The following is a 14,264-nucleotide window of genomic DNA, read 5'->3' on the forward strand; positions in this document are numbered from 1 at the left end:
AACCGTCCTTGGTGGCGGCGCTGCGCGCTGCTAAACTGGGCGCATGCACACTTTGACGCCCGACACCGCGGAGCGACCGGCCATGACGGCCCCCAACACGCTGTTTGAAGTCGAAAACGAGCGCGAACTTCCCAAACCCGTTTCTGTCCCCGCGACGCTGTTCGCGGACATCGTGTTCGACCGGCCGCTCGACCACGCCTACACCTACGCGGTTCCCGAATCTCTTACTGCGAAAATCGGCGTCGGGAAGCGCGTCGAAGTACCGTTCGGTAAGGGCGGCAAAGGGACCGCGGGGTTCTGTGTGCGCGTGACCGACGTGCAGCCCACGTCCGGCTACGAGATTAAGACTGTCACCCGCGTTCTCGACGACGACGCCATCGTCGACGAGCACCTCATGAAGCTCACGCGGTGGATGGCGGACTACTACCTCTGCGGGTGGGGCCAGGTGCTGCATGCGGTCGTGCCCGCGGGCGTGCGCGACAACGCCGGCACGCGCGTCGCGTCGTTCGTTGAACCGCTACCCAAAGAAAAGCTGCCGAACCCGCTCCCGACCGTCACACCGCAACAGAAGGCCGCGCTCGACAAGCTCAAGAAGGAGAACCGGCCGCTCGAAGTGCTCCAACTCGCCCGACTCGCGAAATGCACAACGGGCGTGGTCGCCGGGTTAATCAAGAAGGGACTCGTCCGTAAGTTCAGCGAGCGCATCGAAACGCCCGCGGCAATGCCCGACGCCGAAACCGAAGACCAAAGCACCAGCGCGCCGCACGTCGAGATCGCGCTGAACGCGGACCAACTCCGCGTGTGGGAACCGCTCAAAAACGCGCTCGAAACCGGTGGCTATCACCCGTTCCTGCTGCACGGCGTTACTGGCAGCGGCAAAACGGAAGTGTATCTGCGTGCGATCGAAGAGGTGGTGAAACAGGGCAAGGAAGTCATCGTTCTGGTGCCCGAAATCTCGCTCACGCCGCAAACGATTTCGCGATTCAAGGGTCGGTGCGGGAACCTCGCGGTGCTACACAGCCACCTCACCGACGCCGAGCGCGGCGGGTACTGGCGCCGCGTGGCCACCGGGCACATTCAGGTCGTCGTCGGCGCACGCAGTGCCGTGTTCGCGCCGACGCGGAAGCTCGGTCTCATCGTGATCGACGAGGAGCACGAAAACAGCTTCAAGCAAGAATCGACCCCGCGCTACCACGCACGCGACGTGGCAGTCATGCGCGCCCGGCTCGAAGGCATTCCCATCCTGATGGGGTCCGCGACGCCGAGCCTCGAAAGCTGGGCGAACGCGGAGCGCGGGAACTACACCGTGCTGAGCATGCCGAACCGCGTCGCGAGTCGCCCGCTCCCCGCGGTGAAGTTAGTGGACCTGCGCCACGAACCGAAGACGCCCGGCAAGCACTACGCGATCGGCCCGACGCTCGAATCCGCGATGCGGAAAACGCTCAAGGAGAAGGGGCAAATCATCCTGCTGCTGAACCGCCGCGGGTTCAGCACGCACGTGCATTGCGAGGCGTGCGGACACGTGGCGCAGTGTGCCCACTGCGATCTCGCGATGACGTTCCACCGCACGAAGAACTCGCTGATGTGCCACTACTGCGGGTTCGAGACGGCCCCGTTCCAGAAGTGCCCCGCGTGCTCGCAACTCGCGATGCGCTACCAGGGGTTGGGGACCGAGAAACTACAGGTCGAAATCGAAGAGAAGTTCCCCGGCAACGTGTGCCAGCGCATGGACTCGGACACGATGTCGAAGCCCGGGAGCCACCAGCGCGTACTCGATGCGTTCCGCGACGGGCTGATCCAGATCCTCGTCGGCACGCAGATGATCGCGAAGGGGCTGGACTTCCCCAACGTCACGCTCGTGGGCGTGGTGAACGCGGACGTGGGGCTGCACCTGCCGGACTTCCGCAGCGCGGAACGCACGTTCCAGTTGCTCGCGCAGGTCGCGGGCCGGGCCGGGCGCGGCGAGAAGGGCGGGCAGGTGCTCGTGCAAACGTTTACTCCAGACCACCCGTGTATCACGCTCGCTTCGCACCACAATTACGGCGAGTTCGCGAAACTCGAACTCGTACACCGCAAGCAGCACAAGTACCCGCCCTACGAGCGCCTCGCGCGCCTCATCGTTCGCAGCGAAAAAGAAGAGGCCGCGGCCACGTTCGCGGACACGCTGGCCGGTACCTTCAAGGAAGCGATGAAGCGTGCCACCACCGCACAGGGACACACGCCGGTGCGACTACTCGGTCCGGCCGAGTGCCCGGTGTTTCGGTTAAACAACTTCTACCGGTTCCACTTCCAGATCCAGTCCGACAGCAGCGCGGTGCTGCACGAAGTCCTGCGCAACGTGCTGACGCTCGCGAAGCCGCCCAGCGGCGTCGAGTTCCAGGTGGACATCGACCCGTACAGCATGTTGTGACCCGCCCCGCCAGAAGCTACGATCGGTTCAGTCCAACAGGGGCTGAACCGATCGCGTTTCGTGGGTGCGTAACGTTGGAGTCAGTGAATCGCGCGTACCCCGACAAGTCGTAAGAAGCTTGCGTTGCACCGTCGTTTGAGTTCCAATCGTGTCATCAACTCACGTCGGAGTGACACATGCCCACATCAACAACGTGTGGTGTCGCGGCGCTCGTACTGCTGATCGGTTCGACACCCAGTACGGCGGAAGACGTGATCTTCGCGGACAACTTCAAGGACGGTCTGTCCAAGAAATGGGAGCCTGTCGGCCTCGACAAGAAGGACTACCGAATCAAGGACGGCGGGCTGGAAATGCGCGTTCAGAACGGGGGATTGGGGAAGAACACACCGATGCTCAAGGTGATCCTGCCGTTCGACGCGACCGACACCGTGGTCGCCTCGGTCAAAGTGACGCCGCTCGACGAGTTCACGGCCGACAAGGAGCTCGCCGGGGTCTGCCTGCTAACCGACGGGAGCCCGGAATTCGCCGCCAAGAAACAGCGCGTGAAAGACAAGCTGGTCTTCGCGCCGGGCAACTACATCTTTAAAGGTCAACCGGGTGAAGAAGGCGATGTCGCGAAGTACGAGGTGAAGTACACCGACGCGACGAACGACGCCGGCGCGTTGCGGATCATTGTCCGCGGCAGCTACGGGTACTTCCAGGTCGGGCCGTCCGTGAAGGACGAATACAAGAACTTCTTCCACTCCGCACTACGAAAAGAAGCCAAGGAACGCGGATTCTGCCTGACCGCCACCGGCGCGCCCGACAAGGCGGACCACTGGGTCCGGTTCACCGACTTCAAGGTCACCAAGAATTGAGCTTTGAACTTGATCGGACCATAGACCGAATAAAGCCCACGGTCGATATCGGTACGATTGGTAGAGACGGGTCTGGACCGAGTGGGTTGCCGAATTTGTTCGGCAGCCCACTCCCGGAAAAGCGAAAGTAGACTACAGCCACGAGCAGTCCGACGAGGTCTGTGTGACTCGATCCTTCGGGAACAGGATCGACGACCCCAAGTTACTGTACCCCTCGTTGATGACGTCCGTCAAACAGCCGGGACCGGTCGCCATCTGGGTCCAGGCGTTCTTCGTGTCCTTGTTCGTCCGGCGGTCCGCGGCCCACGCTTTAGACGAATAAGTCTTGTAGCTTTCGATCATCTTCTTGCGGTACTTGATGAAGAACGGGTGCCCCTTCTTGCCCGCGTACAGGACGTCGTTCGAGTAGGCCCCCTCCAGGGGCTGGTTGACGAGGAACTTGTGCGGCGCGGGCAGGCTCCCGAGCGGCTTACCCGTATCGACGTCCGTGTCCAGGTACAGCCCGCCGTGCTTAATCAGGATCGCCACGCGCAGGATGTCGCTGGCGGCCCCGTAGTTCGGGTACTGGAGGTACAGTTCGTCCGAGAACATGTCGTCGAGGCCCACGAGCACCTTCTTCGACGACTGCCCGCAGTCCATGTACGTGATCCCGGGGAACTCGCGCTTCAGGCGCCCCATCATGTGGAGCCCCAAGCCGTCCAGAGTTTTGCTGCTGTACCACAGGTGTACTTGCCACCCCCGGTTCACCGTGGCCCACTTCTGAATCCGCTGGAAATAGGGCCGGTCCTTGCTCATCGGGACGAAGCTCCCGACCCAGATGAAGTGAAGCTTCTTAATCATCGACAGTGCCTACGATTTTGAGTGCTGTTGACAGGCGAACAACGGCGGCGAGTGTGAAAAGTATTACGAAGGCACGGGCGATTTTATTTCACCCCCGCTGAAAAAGTCATGGCAGATCGAAGGCGCTTTCTTTCGCTGCTCCCGCGCCAATGCGCGATCAGCGCCCGGACCGCGCATCCGTTGTCTAGCGCGGCAGCGAGCGAGAGGGAGGCGTTACTTTTTCGTTTTCTTGATGATGATGATCTTCTTGATGTCCGCGCTCCCCTTCTCGGTCTGAATCTCGATCGTGTCTCCCTCTTTGATGTCCGCGAGCTTCGCTTCGGCCTCACCGGTCGCCGTCTTTTTGACGATCTTAGTTTCATCGTTCGGCTCGAACACCTTCGCGGAGTCCGTGAAGATCCGCCCATCTTTGACGCGCTCGACCGTTTCGGTCTGCGTCACCAGTTCAGCAGCACGTACCCCGGCTACAGTGCCGATCAGAGCGAAAAAGATCGCCAGATACTGGATCGCCTTCATGGGAACCTCGGATGGATAGTGTTGCTCGGTCCGGTTCTGAGATTACTCTCTCCCGAGTACCAGATCAACCACCCAGCGCCCGCATGTGCAGCGCCCCGAACAGCGACATCGCACACGAGAAGCGAGCCAAGTAGACCGCCACCAAAATTCCGGCGTTTCCGTGTATGAATTCGACCAGTTCGCGGATCAGTATGGGGACGAGAGCCCAATACCCCACGAATCCGCGTTATGTCGCGTCGCTTGCTACTCCGATTACTCGCGTCTACGCCGACCGCGACCGATCACGTTGCGGACGCGGAACTGCTCCGCCGGTTCGTCGCGTCGAACGACTCGGCCGCGTTCGAGCTGGTCGCGCGCCGGCACGCGGACGCGGTCTGGGCCACGTGTCGGCGCACGCTCCGTTCCGAGGCCGACGCCGAAGATGCGTTCCAGGCCACGTTTCTCGCACTTGTGCGCAAGGCCAAAACGATTAACGCCCCGTGTGTCGGCGGATGGCTGCACCGCGTAGCCGTGAATGCGTCACTCAAGCTGCGCGAGCGTGCGGCCCGCAATTCCCCACTCGAACCGAACCAACTCGATTCGATACAGGCCGCGTCTGCGTCCCCGACCGATACGGAAAGTGCGATCGCCGTTCACGAGGAACTCGCGCGACTCCCCGAGCGCGAGCGTCTGCCCGTCGTGTTGTGCGACCTCGAAGGTCTGTCGCACGCGGACGCGGCCAAAGCACTCGGCTGGCCGATCGGCACCGTGTCCGGGCGCCTTAGTCGCGCACGAGCGAAGCTCCGCGAGCGTCTGGCTCACCGCGGGCTGACACCAGTCGCGATTCTGCTCTCCACACTGACCGCACCTCCGCACCTGACCGCAACCATTCTGTCCCTGACCACGGGCGCGGTACCGCCCGCGGTCGCGTCTCTTACCGAAGGAGCCCTTGTGATGCTGAAGACAACGAATTGGACCTGGACCACAAGCATCGGAATCGCTGGTCTGTTTGGTGCGGGCAGCGTAATCGCGTTGGCCTCTGGTAACGGTAAGGTGCTGCCACTTCCGGACATCGCGCTCGCACCCGTTCCAATCGCAGCCAATAACCCCGCACCGACGAAAGACGAACCCGCAGATGAGAAGTGGATTGTAGGCCAGATAAACGGTACCCCGGCCATCCCCCCAACGGCATTTCCCGAACTCGCCTTACCCGAACCGTATCCAAATGACCTTGATGAGCGCAAAGCCGCTTTCAAGAAGTTGTGCCCGCGACTAACTGGGGAAATCGTCCTGAAAATTGAAGCAACAGATAACACGCACCGAAAATTGTTGAAAGCGCGATTGCACCAGGGAAGATTAGAGTTTCAACGTTTTCAGGAAGCACTTGATGTCGTCGGGGGCGTGGAAGCTGATGTCCCTCTCAGATACGACTGCCTGTCCGATATGCAAATGGCAGCAACAGAACTATGGGCAAAGGAGCCGAAAGAACTCGTTCCGTGGCTCGAGGAACTGCTCGTACTCACCAAGAAATTGGAACGATCCACGCACCTTCGCGTGGAAGCAGGTGCGATCCGACCCATGATCCTCAACCACGCGATCCGGCACCGCCTGGCGCTCGAAGCGGCACTTTGGAAGGTGAAGAACGGCAAATAAGCGGTGGTGTGCCTCACACATCGAAAAAAGCGAACAGAAAAGGAGCACGTGGACATTTTCCCGGCAGTACACGTTCGCTTCCGCTCTCGCCTCAACCGGAACCGGAGCGAAGGAGCTTCGGACCCTGGTCTGTTACTCGGGCCCGCGCCTCACCCGCGATCTGCACGCCCACGCCCGGATCGCCAAACTCGCGAAAGCCGTCAGCCGGATTCGGTTCAACACCCACTTCGAGCCCCTTGTGGGGCTCTCAACCACGACGAATTGGAGCAAATCATTTTCAGGTTGTGCCTTATGTTCAAGTCCATGCCCGCCACGGTTGCAGTTTTTTGGGTGCACTCGCCGTGGGGATTTCTGGGAACTCTGTGGAACACCTGGACACTAAGTGGCCGTCGAAAAGGGCATACCCATAAATGACACGAACCCCAGGAAATTCCGGGGGTTCGCTGAGATTCACGGGCTTTCGGGACTTAGAGGCCTCGCCCGGATTTGAACCGGGGATGACGGTTTTGCAAACCGTTGCCTTACCACTTGGCGACGAGGCCATCAACCAACAATTTCAAGGCTTTTCGCGTTCCTCGCGTCGAATTCCTACTGAGGTTTGCAACCGTTGTGGGAATCACCACTCGCACCCACGTGTTGAGTGACGCATAAAGGATTCTACCGGTTCACGCTCTCCTCGAAAAGTCCCCAACCGACCGAAGAAACCGCACCCCGATTTTCCTCTCACACCTCACCCCGCGAGGGTTTTGACAGGAGTAAGATCCGGGCTGCATTTACTACTTCGGCAAACGGGGGCGGCGGGTTAACGGGAAAATGCAGCGCGTGCCGGATGGCGGATGTCGGGAGGCCCTGGAGGAGTACAAGCGCGTTGCAGGCGCTCCGTTCCCTTGAACCGTGTGCGCCGGCAAGGAACGGTTTGGAAGACCTCGCGGCTACTTCGTTCGCCGCTCTGCGTGGGCTGCGGCGAACGAAGTAGGGCCGGTGATACCCGCGAACACGATCACGATACCCAAGATGGTGTCCAGTACGGCCTGGGTAACGGCGACTTCGAGCCAACGGGTCCGAACGAGTCGGAGCGTGCGGGCGCCTGCATCCCGACGCGCGAGCGGTAATTGTACCCGGCGGCCGTCAAGAACTCTTTCAACCGGATGATCGTAGGTGGTCGATGGGCGAGCGTCCGGTAGTCGACGCACTGGAGGTGACGCGGGGGCTACGATCTCAATGGCTTTCGATTCGGGTGGTGCTTCGGATCGGGCAGGCCTAGGGCGCCAGCGACCATTACCAGCGGGTGCCGACGGGAACTGCGTGCGGCGTGAGCGGATCGGTTCGTTTGTAGGGCTATTCTTCAGCGGATGAAGCGCGAGAGCGAATCGGCCCGGATGTTCGCCACCCGCGACCACTGACCCTCGAGTGCCTGGAAGCGTTCCACAACCGCGACCGCTCATCCGGGGGGGGCGGCCGAGATTGAACGGACGTGTGAACCGACGCGCCGTTAATTTCGTGTCCACTTTTTCTTGGAGAAGACCACCCGTTTCTGGTCCGATCGTATGAGAGCGGAAAAGCGCTTGCTGTTCTCCCGCACGAAAATTTTCGTGGTGGCCGTAGTGGGCTGTTACCCCTCAGTGTCCGCGTCACTGGGGGTGGAGCACACCATCGGGAGAAAGCAGCAGTCCGGCCAGCCCTCGCGCATGTAGCGAGCCAATTCACCATACGCGAGGGGGAAGATCCGGCGGCACCATTCGCACCGCAGCACGAAACGAACGGGAGGTGCGTTCCCGCCAACATTGCTGAAGGTGACCGGTTTAGCGTCGGGTTGAAGAGTTGATTGGGCCACGGCTGATCCCCTTTGGACTGAATGCGATTAATCGCGGTGAGGAATCAATCGATGTCGGAGGCATATTCGTGTCACATATTCCGTAATTGCGATCGGCCCGTGCACAAATATCGTTGCTCGGCGGCTTCGGTCGACCCATTGCTACGAGCAGTGTTTTGAAGGCGAACGCGGCCGGCATGGGAGAAGGCCCCCGAGAAAGAATGCGCCGGGGTGCAGGCGAGAAAACTGCTGGTACCCATGATCGGTTGGCCCCTGCTCAGTCCGGTGGTGAGCGGCCAAAGACCACAGACGACACCGGCGGCCGACGAGCCGAACAAATCGCTCCCTTCTTCGGGTACTCGTCCGTTAGCAACTGTCGGGATCGCCCCGAAGGGCGTCCCTACCTCGTAGCAGCCTGAAATTACTGTATTCACGGCGCACACGACGCGGGGGCGTTGGGTCACCGATCTGGTTCCGGGGACGGAATGAGGTTAGTTTGGGTGTGGAGGAGACGTGCCATGACCGCCAAACCGCCCGCCGCGCCGCGCCCGTTCCGCTTCACGCGCGAGCAGTATTACCGGCTCGGGGAACTCGGGTTCTTCGCCGACACGCGCGTCGAGCGGATTCGCGGAGAGATCATCGAAATGAGTCCGATCAACTGGCCGCACGTGGTCGGCTGTCGGAAGACGGCGCTGGCACTGGAGCGAGTGTTCGCAGGGGCCGCTTGGGTGTCGCGTAACGAGCAGCCGCTCGCGCTGGCCGAGAGCGACCCGCAACCGGACGTGATGGTCGTGGCCGGCCGGTTCGAGGACTACACCGACCACCCGACAACCGCGCTGCTCGTGGTGGAAGTGGCCGACGCGACGCTGTCGCGCGATACCACGGAGAAGGCGGAACTCTACGCCGAAGCGGGGATTCCGGACTACTGGGTGTTGGACGTCGAACACAGTCAGTTGCTCGTCTTCCGCGACCCGCAACCGCTTCCGGCCGGATTGGGCGCGACCGCGTACCGCACGCGCCAGACTCTGGCTTCTACCGACCGCGTGTCGCCGCTTGCGGCGCCGGGGGCGTCCATTCTGGTGAGCGAACTGCTTCCGTGATTGGCCCGTTTTCGTGCTTTGCGCCGCGATGAACCCGAGCCCGTGTGGGTTTCTGGGCGACTCCAAGTGACGTAAACGTTCAGATGTGTGTCGTTAGCGGCGTAATGTGGTTGTCGACTCAGCAGGTGGATTCCCCAGCCCTTGCGATTCGGGGAGTGCGGACGCTTCCCCGAACCAGAATTCCCGATACTTCCTATTCGCCTCTTTCTCTTCTGGGGTGTTGTCCGAGCCGTATTGCAGATAGCCCAGCCAGCTGCGCCTGCCCGCAACCTCCCCCTTTGTGGACGTACACCCGAAACCAGTGAGCAGCAAGAGGGTGGCGAAACCCACCCGGGTTTTTCGGGAGATCATTTCGCTATCCTCGTTTGGGCGCGAGAGTAGCGGCAACCCGGTCCGTGTCAATAGAGGTTAAGAAGCTGCAACGACACGACTACAAAGGGCAGGGTGGCGAACTCTTGTGACATAGAATTTAAATTTATTATTTCTTGATGTTTTTAAATGTTTATTGTTTGTTTGTACTAGGCACGGTTATGACGATCCAATGCCAATTAGATGTCCACGGCACGGCGAACAGGGTTACTGGGCTTTCGCCTGCCGGGACATAGTGATTGCCGTCGCCGGCAGCGGGCCTTCGCTCGACGTGGTTTGGTATGAATGTACACTGGATGGTAAGCCAGCTTGGGCCTCCCTGCTGTGTTCCGGGTGCATCGCGAAGCATCATCTTCCGGCCTCGCCAGCCAGCATGGATGATCCGTGGTTTTCCGAGCTTTCCAACGAAACCGCCAACCTTCTTGCAACGCCAATCTGCATGAAGTGCGTAACCGTCCGGTGAAGTCCAGGTCTTGCGTGGTGAGGTACGATGGAGCATTTCCTCGGGAGTGCTCCTCATGCCTCGACCCCACCTGCGTGACCCCAAGCTCGAACAGTTCTGGCGTGCGAAGCTCACGACCTGGACCTCGTCCGGTCTGAACATCCGAGACTTCTGCCGCAAGCACCGACTCTCCGAGCCGTCCTTCTACGCGTGGCGTCGTGAGATCGCCGCTCGCGACGGTGCTCCCGTCCCCAAGCCCGCTGTAACTCCCCAGCCCACCGCCGTATCCCGGCGCCGTTTCGCGCCGGCCCCGAGGCCACGACCCACAACGCCCGCGCCGCGCCGTAGCTCGACGACAACGCCGCGTTTCGTGGCTCTGCGCGTCGTACCCGACACCCCACTCGAACTGGTGCTCCGCTCGGGTCACGTCCTGCGTGTCCCACCGGGCTACGACGCGACCCACCTGCGTGCCGTGGTCGCCGCCCTGGAGGCCCAACCGTGCTGAGCCTCGCGCTGCCCGGGCGCGTGTTCGTGTGCGCCACGCCGACCGACATGCGCAAGAGCTTCGACGGGCTCTCGGCCGTCGTACGCGAGCACCTCAAGCAAGACCCACTCGCCGGCGATCTGTTCGTTTTTCGCAATAAGCGCGGGGATCGACTCAAGCTCCTCTACTGGGACGAGGACGGCCTAGCGGTCTGGGCCAAGCGGCTCGAAGAAGGCACGTTCCAATTCCCGGCGGCGGACACCGATGGTGCCGCGGTCGAGGTGAAGGCCACCGAGTTGGCACTGATCCTCGGCGGGATCGAGCTCAACTCCGTCGAGCGGCGCAAGCGCTACCAGCGGCCCACGCCACGTTGATGTCCTCCCCGTTCGCAACTCTTCGGCCTTTCGCTCGTCGGAAGGGTATGACGCTTCCCCGGCCCGACGACCCGCTCCCCGACGACCCGCGCACGCTCCAGGCGATGGTGCGGGAGTTGCTCGACGCGCTGGCCGCCGAGCGCCAGGAGAGCGCGGCCCTTCGCATCCGGCTCGATCAACTCCTGCGCCGACTTTACGGACCGAAGTCCGAGAAGGTTCCGGACACGACTTCACTCGACACGAGCGCGACCCGTGACAACGCATTGTCATTGACGCCCGTACCCGAGCCACGCACCGGGAGCGGCGACACACGCCCTAAGCGAAGCCACGGGCGCCGACGCCTGCCACGCGACTTGCCGCGACGACGCATCGAACACGACGTGGCCGAAGCCGAGAAGCTCTGCCCGTGCTGCCGTCGCTCGCGCGTACGCATCGGCGAAGAGATCAGCGAGCGACTCGACTACCGGCCCGCAAGTCTGTTCGTCGTCGAGCACGTGCGGCCGAAGTACGCCTGTCGTAACTGTCACGCGCAACTGGTCGCCACCCCGATGCCACGCGAGGCGCTGCCCAAATCGGTCGCCGCCCCCGGCCTGTTGGCCCAGATCATCACCGCCAAGTTCGCCGACCACCTCCCGCTCTACCGGCTCGAAGGCATTCTGGCTCGGCACGGCGTGGAGTTGGCGCGCTCGACGATGTGCGACTGGCTGGCCGGTTGCGCCGCGGTCCTGCAGCCGATCTACGACGTGATGTGTGCGCGGGTGCGACGCGCGAAGGTGATCCACACCGACGACACCCCGGTGCCCGTTCTGGACCGGACACGGAACCGCACCCGCACGGGTCGGATCTGGGTGTACGTCGGTGACGCACGCAACCCGTACATCGTGTACGACGCGACACCCAGCCGCAGCCGCGACGGGCCGCAGACGTTCTTGAAGGGGTACAAGGGGTACGTTCAGGCCGACGCATTCGGCGGGTACGACGGGCTCTATGCCACGGGCGCCACCGAGGTCGCGTGTTGGGCGCACGCGCGTCGCAAGTTCGTCGAGGCGCAGGAGAGCGACACACGGCGGTCACTCGAAGCCCTGGCGTTCATCCGGCGCCTGTACGACACCGAGCGTTCGGCCCAGGAACTCGACCGTGACAACCGATGGTCACGGCGTCAGCGCGAATCCGTACCGGTCTTACACGCGCTGGGAACGTGGCTCGACGCGACGCGCGCCGAAGTGCTACCGAAGAGCCCGCTGGGGCAGGCGATCACGTACGCGCGGAACCAGTGGGCGGCGCTGAACGTGTACGTCACCGACGGCGACCTGGCGATCGACAACAACGCGGCCGAGCGCGCCTTGCGCGGTGTCGCCGTGGGGCGAAAAAATTGGCTGTTCTGGGGAAGTGATGTCGGAGGTACGACGGCCGCGATCCTGACCTCGTTCACCACGACCTGCAAGCGCCACGGGATTGACCCGTGGTCCTACCTCTCGGATGTCCTCACGCGGCACCCGTCACACCCATCGGATCGCATCGCGGAACTGCTCCCCGATGCCTGGGCACAGGCCCAGCGCACGTCATAGCTCAAGTCGGCTTCCGTTGCGGACCAGGCTCTCGCGTGCGAAATTCATCGCCACCCGGCAAGACTGCATTTCGCCGGGCGCTTACTGAAGTGCTTTGAAGAGTGGCGCAAGGCGGCTGGTGTATCGGTGACTGGCAATTACCCAGGCATCCCTTCGTAGTTCGCCGGATGTGCATTTGGGGTAAACCATGCTCGAAGAGGACGCAATGTGCCATCGCTGCGGAGAGCAAGCAGCGACTTGCGACGATTGCGGTTGCTGCGACGAGTGCTGTTCCTGTCCCGAATGCCACGAGTGCGGTAAGCGTGCCGAGAGCGTCTGCAAGCAGTGCGGCCGTTGCGATGACTGTGACCACGCGGACGACTGCGATCACTCGGACTGGTACGAGGAGGTTGACGAAGAGGACGCTGATTGAAGGCCGCTCGGCAGGTCGCCAGAATCCGGCGCTAATCGCAGTTCCATGAACACCGCGCCCGGAACGGGATTGTCGCAGTAGGGCGGTATCTCCTCGAAGCCGAGCGCTCTGTAGAGGGCAACAGCTTTGCCCATGATCGGGGCAATGGTGTCCAGTCGGATGCGACGCTGGCCGAGTCGCTTGGCTTCTTGGATGATTCGTTCCGCGAGCGCGCGGCCCACTCCTTCCTTTCGGAACGGCGAGCGGACATAGAGCCGCTTCATCTCACCCGTATCGCCTTCCAACGGCCTCAAGGCCACGACTCCTGCGGGCTGGCCGTCGACTTCGGCCAACAGGATGCAGCCCGTCGGCGGCGCGTATTTGCCGGGGAGCCCGGCCAGTTCCTCGGCAAAGTTCTGAAACCCGAGATCGATCCCCAGCGCGTCGACGTACTCCTGAAACAGCACGCGGACTGTCTGTAATTCTTGGGGCGTGGTGGGTTGAAGGATCGTCAGGTTCATACGGCACGGCTCCGTGCGTTCGGTCTCGGCTTCTCGCCGTCGCAATTTGGGTTGATCGTATCACACGTCCCAAAATGCCGAACCCCGCGACACTGCGTGCCGCGGGGTTCGTGGTGCTTCTCTTCGACAAGCGTCTTACTTCTCGCCGTAAGCTTTGTACTTGTAGGGCGAAGTCGCGGGCTTCGGCTTGAAGGAGACCGGCAAGTCCGCGGACGGATTGGCCGGCGGGTTCATTTGCGGGTCCGCCTTCGGCAGCGGAACCGGGTTTGCGGGACCGCCGTCATACGGGAACGTGCCGTCGCCCGCGGTAGGAGCGGGAACGGGCTGAGAAACGGGCCGGGAGCCGATCCCACCAAGATTTATCGCCGTGGCATCGTTCGAGTTGCCGCTGATGCCGATGTAGAAACCGCCGCCGTAGTAGGTCGGGTAATACGTCGGATAGTAATAGTTGGAGTAATACACCCGCGGCGTGTAGTAGTAGGCCGGGCGGTACCCGCCATAGTACCCACCGTAGTAACCGCGGTAGCCCCCGTAATATCCGCCGTAGCCTCCGCGATAACCGTACCCGCCGTAGTACCCGTAGCCACCACGGTAGCCGTAGTGCCCGTGATACCCGTGCCCGCCGTAGTACCGGTACCCGCGGGCCAGCTCGGTGTCTTCGGTGGCGGCTTGCTGGGCGGTACCCTTACCCCCGAGCGTCATCGTTGTGCCGGTCGAACCGGCCAGTTGGCGCGTGTCGCGGTCGTCGGCGCCGGCGGCGCCGGTTGCTGCCAGCACCGCACCGAGCGCGAGTGCCGGTTTCCAAGTGGTCCAGGTCATCGTTCCTTACCCTCCTCCACCTGTCGGAATGGCATGAGTTCCGCTGGTGCCATCTGCTCCGATTGTAGGCGACTCGCGCGCCGGACAAAAGCGCAACAGGCGCGAAAACGCTCAAGAGTACGGCCAAC

The 14,264-nt window shown here is 62.1% G+C and carries 11 protein-coding genes and 1 tRNA gene; 7 read left to right on the forward strand and 5 right to left on the reverse strand.

Annotated elements, in window-relative coordinates:
• Positions 1-82: 82 nt before the first annotated feature.
• Complete coding sequence (gene priA, locus VT84_RS05775; protein ID WP_239465702.1) at positions 83-2,410, forward strand: primosomal protein N'; 2,328 nt, start codon at positions 83-85, stop codon at positions 2,408-2,410.
• Between the two features lie 176 nt (positions 2,411-2,586).
• Complete coding sequence (locus VT84_RS05780) at positions 2,587-3,267, forward strand: hypothetical protein (protein WP_082838823.1); 681 nt, start codon at positions 2,587-2,589, stop codon at positions 3,265-3,267.
• 132 nt (positions 3,268-3,399) lie between these two features.
• Here VT84_RS05780 and VT84_RS05785 read toward each other — a convergent pair whose 3' ends face one another.
• Positions 3,400-4,107, reverse strand: coding sequence for a glycosyltransferase (locus VT84_RS05785; protein ID WP_082838824.1), 708 nt, complete (start codon positions 4,105-4,107; stop codon positions 3,400-3,402).
• A 213-nt stretch (positions 4,108-4,320) separates the two neighbouring features.
• Positions 4,321-4,623, reverse strand: coding sequence for a hypothetical protein (locus tag VT84_RS05790; RefSeq protein ID WP_082838825.1), 303 nt, complete (start codon positions 4,621-4,623; stop codon positions 4,321-4,323).
• 228 nt (positions 4,624-4,851) lie between these two features.
• Here VT84_RS05790 and VT84_RS05795 point away from each other — a divergent pair, with 228 nt between their 5' ends.
• The gene (locus VT84_RS05795) at positions 4,852-6,255 is read left to right on the forward strand and encodes an RNA polymerase sigma factor (RefSeq protein ID WP_082838826.1); all 1,404 of its coding nucleotides are present in this window, start codon (positions 4,852-4,854) and stop codon (positions 6,253-6,255) included.
• 471 nt (positions 6,256-6,726) lie between these two features.
• On the opposite strand, the gene VT84_RS05800 is transcribed toward VT84_RS05795, so the two are convergent.
• A tRNA-Cys gene (locus tag VT84_RS05800) sits at positions 6,727-6,797 on the reverse strand.
• Between the two features lie 1,789 nt (positions 6,798-8,586).
• Here VT84_RS05800 and VT84_RS05805 point away from each other — a divergent pair.
• The 4 genes from VT84_RS05805 to tnpC all read left to right on the forward strand — a co-directional run bounded on the left by VT84_RS05805 (position 8,587) and on the right by tnpC (position 12,405).
• Positions 8,587-9,168, forward strand: a complete 582-nt coding sequence (locus VT84_RS05805; protein WP_052560709.1) for a Uma2 family endonuclease — start codon at positions 8,587-8,589, stop codon at positions 9,166-9,168.
• Positions 9,169-10,055: 887 nt separating this feature from the next.
• Positions 10,056-10,484 carry an IS66 family insertion sequence element accessory protein TnpA gene (gene tnpA, locus VT84_RS05815; protein WP_082838827.1) on the forward strand — a complete coding sequence of 143 codons (429 nt, stop codon included), beginning with the start codon at positions 10,056-10,058 and terminating at the stop codon, positions 10,482-10,484.
• Entirely contained in the window at positions 10,478-10,837 is a 360-nt protein-coding gene (tnpB, locus tag VT84_RS05820; RefSeq protein WP_082838828.1) for an IS66 family insertion sequence element accessory protein TnpB, read from the forward strand. Before tnpA ends, tnpB begins: the two co-directional genes overlap by 7 nt.
• 47 nt (positions 10,838-10,884) lie before the next feature.
• Positions 10,885-12,405: an IS66 family transposase gene (gene tnpC, locus VT84_RS05825; protein WP_162271604.1), complete on the forward strand. Its 1,521-nt coding sequence runs from the start codon at positions 10,885-10,887 to the stop codon at positions 12,403-12,405.
• Positions 12,406-12,771: 366 nt separating this feature from the next.
• Here the strand turns inward: tnpC and VT84_RS05830 are convergent, their stop codons facing one another.
• Positions 12,772-13,317, reverse strand: coding sequence for a GNAT family N-acetyltransferase (locus VT84_RS05830; protein ID WP_052560711.1), 546 nt, complete (start codon positions 13,315-13,317; stop codon positions 12,772-12,774).
• Between the two features lie 135 nt (positions 13,318-13,452).
• Positions 13,453-14,136 (reverse strand): hypothetical protein, encoded by a 684-nt coding sequence (locus VT84_RS05835; protein WP_082838830.1) that lies wholly within the window; start codon positions 14,134-14,136, stop codon positions 13,453-13,455.
• Between the last annotated feature and the right edge of the window lie 128 nt (positions 14,137-14,264).

Origin of the sequence: Gemmata sp. SH-PL17 (assembly GCF_001610855.1) — a bacterium.
In the GTDB taxonomy this organism is placed as follows: Bacteria; Planctomycetota; Planctomycetia; order Gemmatales; family Gemmataceae; genus Gemmata; species Gemmata massiliana.

What these genes read in the sequence shown, in the direction of transcription:
- VT84_RS05835 (WP_082838830.1), bottom strand. Translation starts at nt 14,136, where the DNA reads ATGACCTGGACCACTTGGAAACCGGCACTCGCGCTCGGTGCGGTGCTG.
- tnpC (WP_162271604.1), top strand. Translation starts at nt 10,885, where the DNA reads ATGACGCTTCCCCGGCCCGACGACCCGCTCCCCGACGACCCGCGCACG.
- VT84_RS05790 (WP_082838825.1), bottom strand. Translation starts at nt 4,623, where the DNA reads ATGAAGGCGATCCAGTATCTGGCGATCTTTTTCGCTCTGATCGGCACT.
- priA (WP_239465702.1), top strand. Translation starts at nt 83, where the DNA reads ATGACGGCCCCCAACACGCTGTTTGAAGTCGAAAACGAGCGCGAACTT.
- tnpA (WP_082838827.1), top strand. Translation starts at nt 10,056, where the DNA reads ATGCCTCGACCCCACCTGCGTGACCCCAAGCTCGAACAGTTCTGGCGT.
- VT84_RS05805 (WP_052560709.1), top strand. Translation starts at nt 8,587, where the DNA reads ATGACCGCCAAACCGCCCGCCGCGCCGCGCCCGTTCCGCTTCACGCGC.
- VT84_RS05780 (WP_082838823.1), top strand. Translation starts at nt 2,587, where the DNA reads ATGCCCACATCAACAACGTGTGGTGTCGCGGCGCTCGTACTGCTGATC.
- VT84_RS05795 (WP_082838826.1), top strand. Translation starts at nt 4,852, where the DNA reads ATGTCGCGTCGCTTGCTACTCCGATTACTCGCGTCTACGCCGACCGCG.
- VT84_RS05785 (WP_082838824.1), bottom strand. Translation starts at nt 4,107, where the DNA reads ATGATTAAGAAGCTTCACTTCATCTGGGTCGGGAGCTTCGTCCCGATG.
- VT84_RS05830 (WP_052560711.1), bottom strand. Translation starts at nt 13,317, where the DNA reads ATGAACCTGACGATCCTTCAACCCACCACGCCCCAAGAATTACAGACA.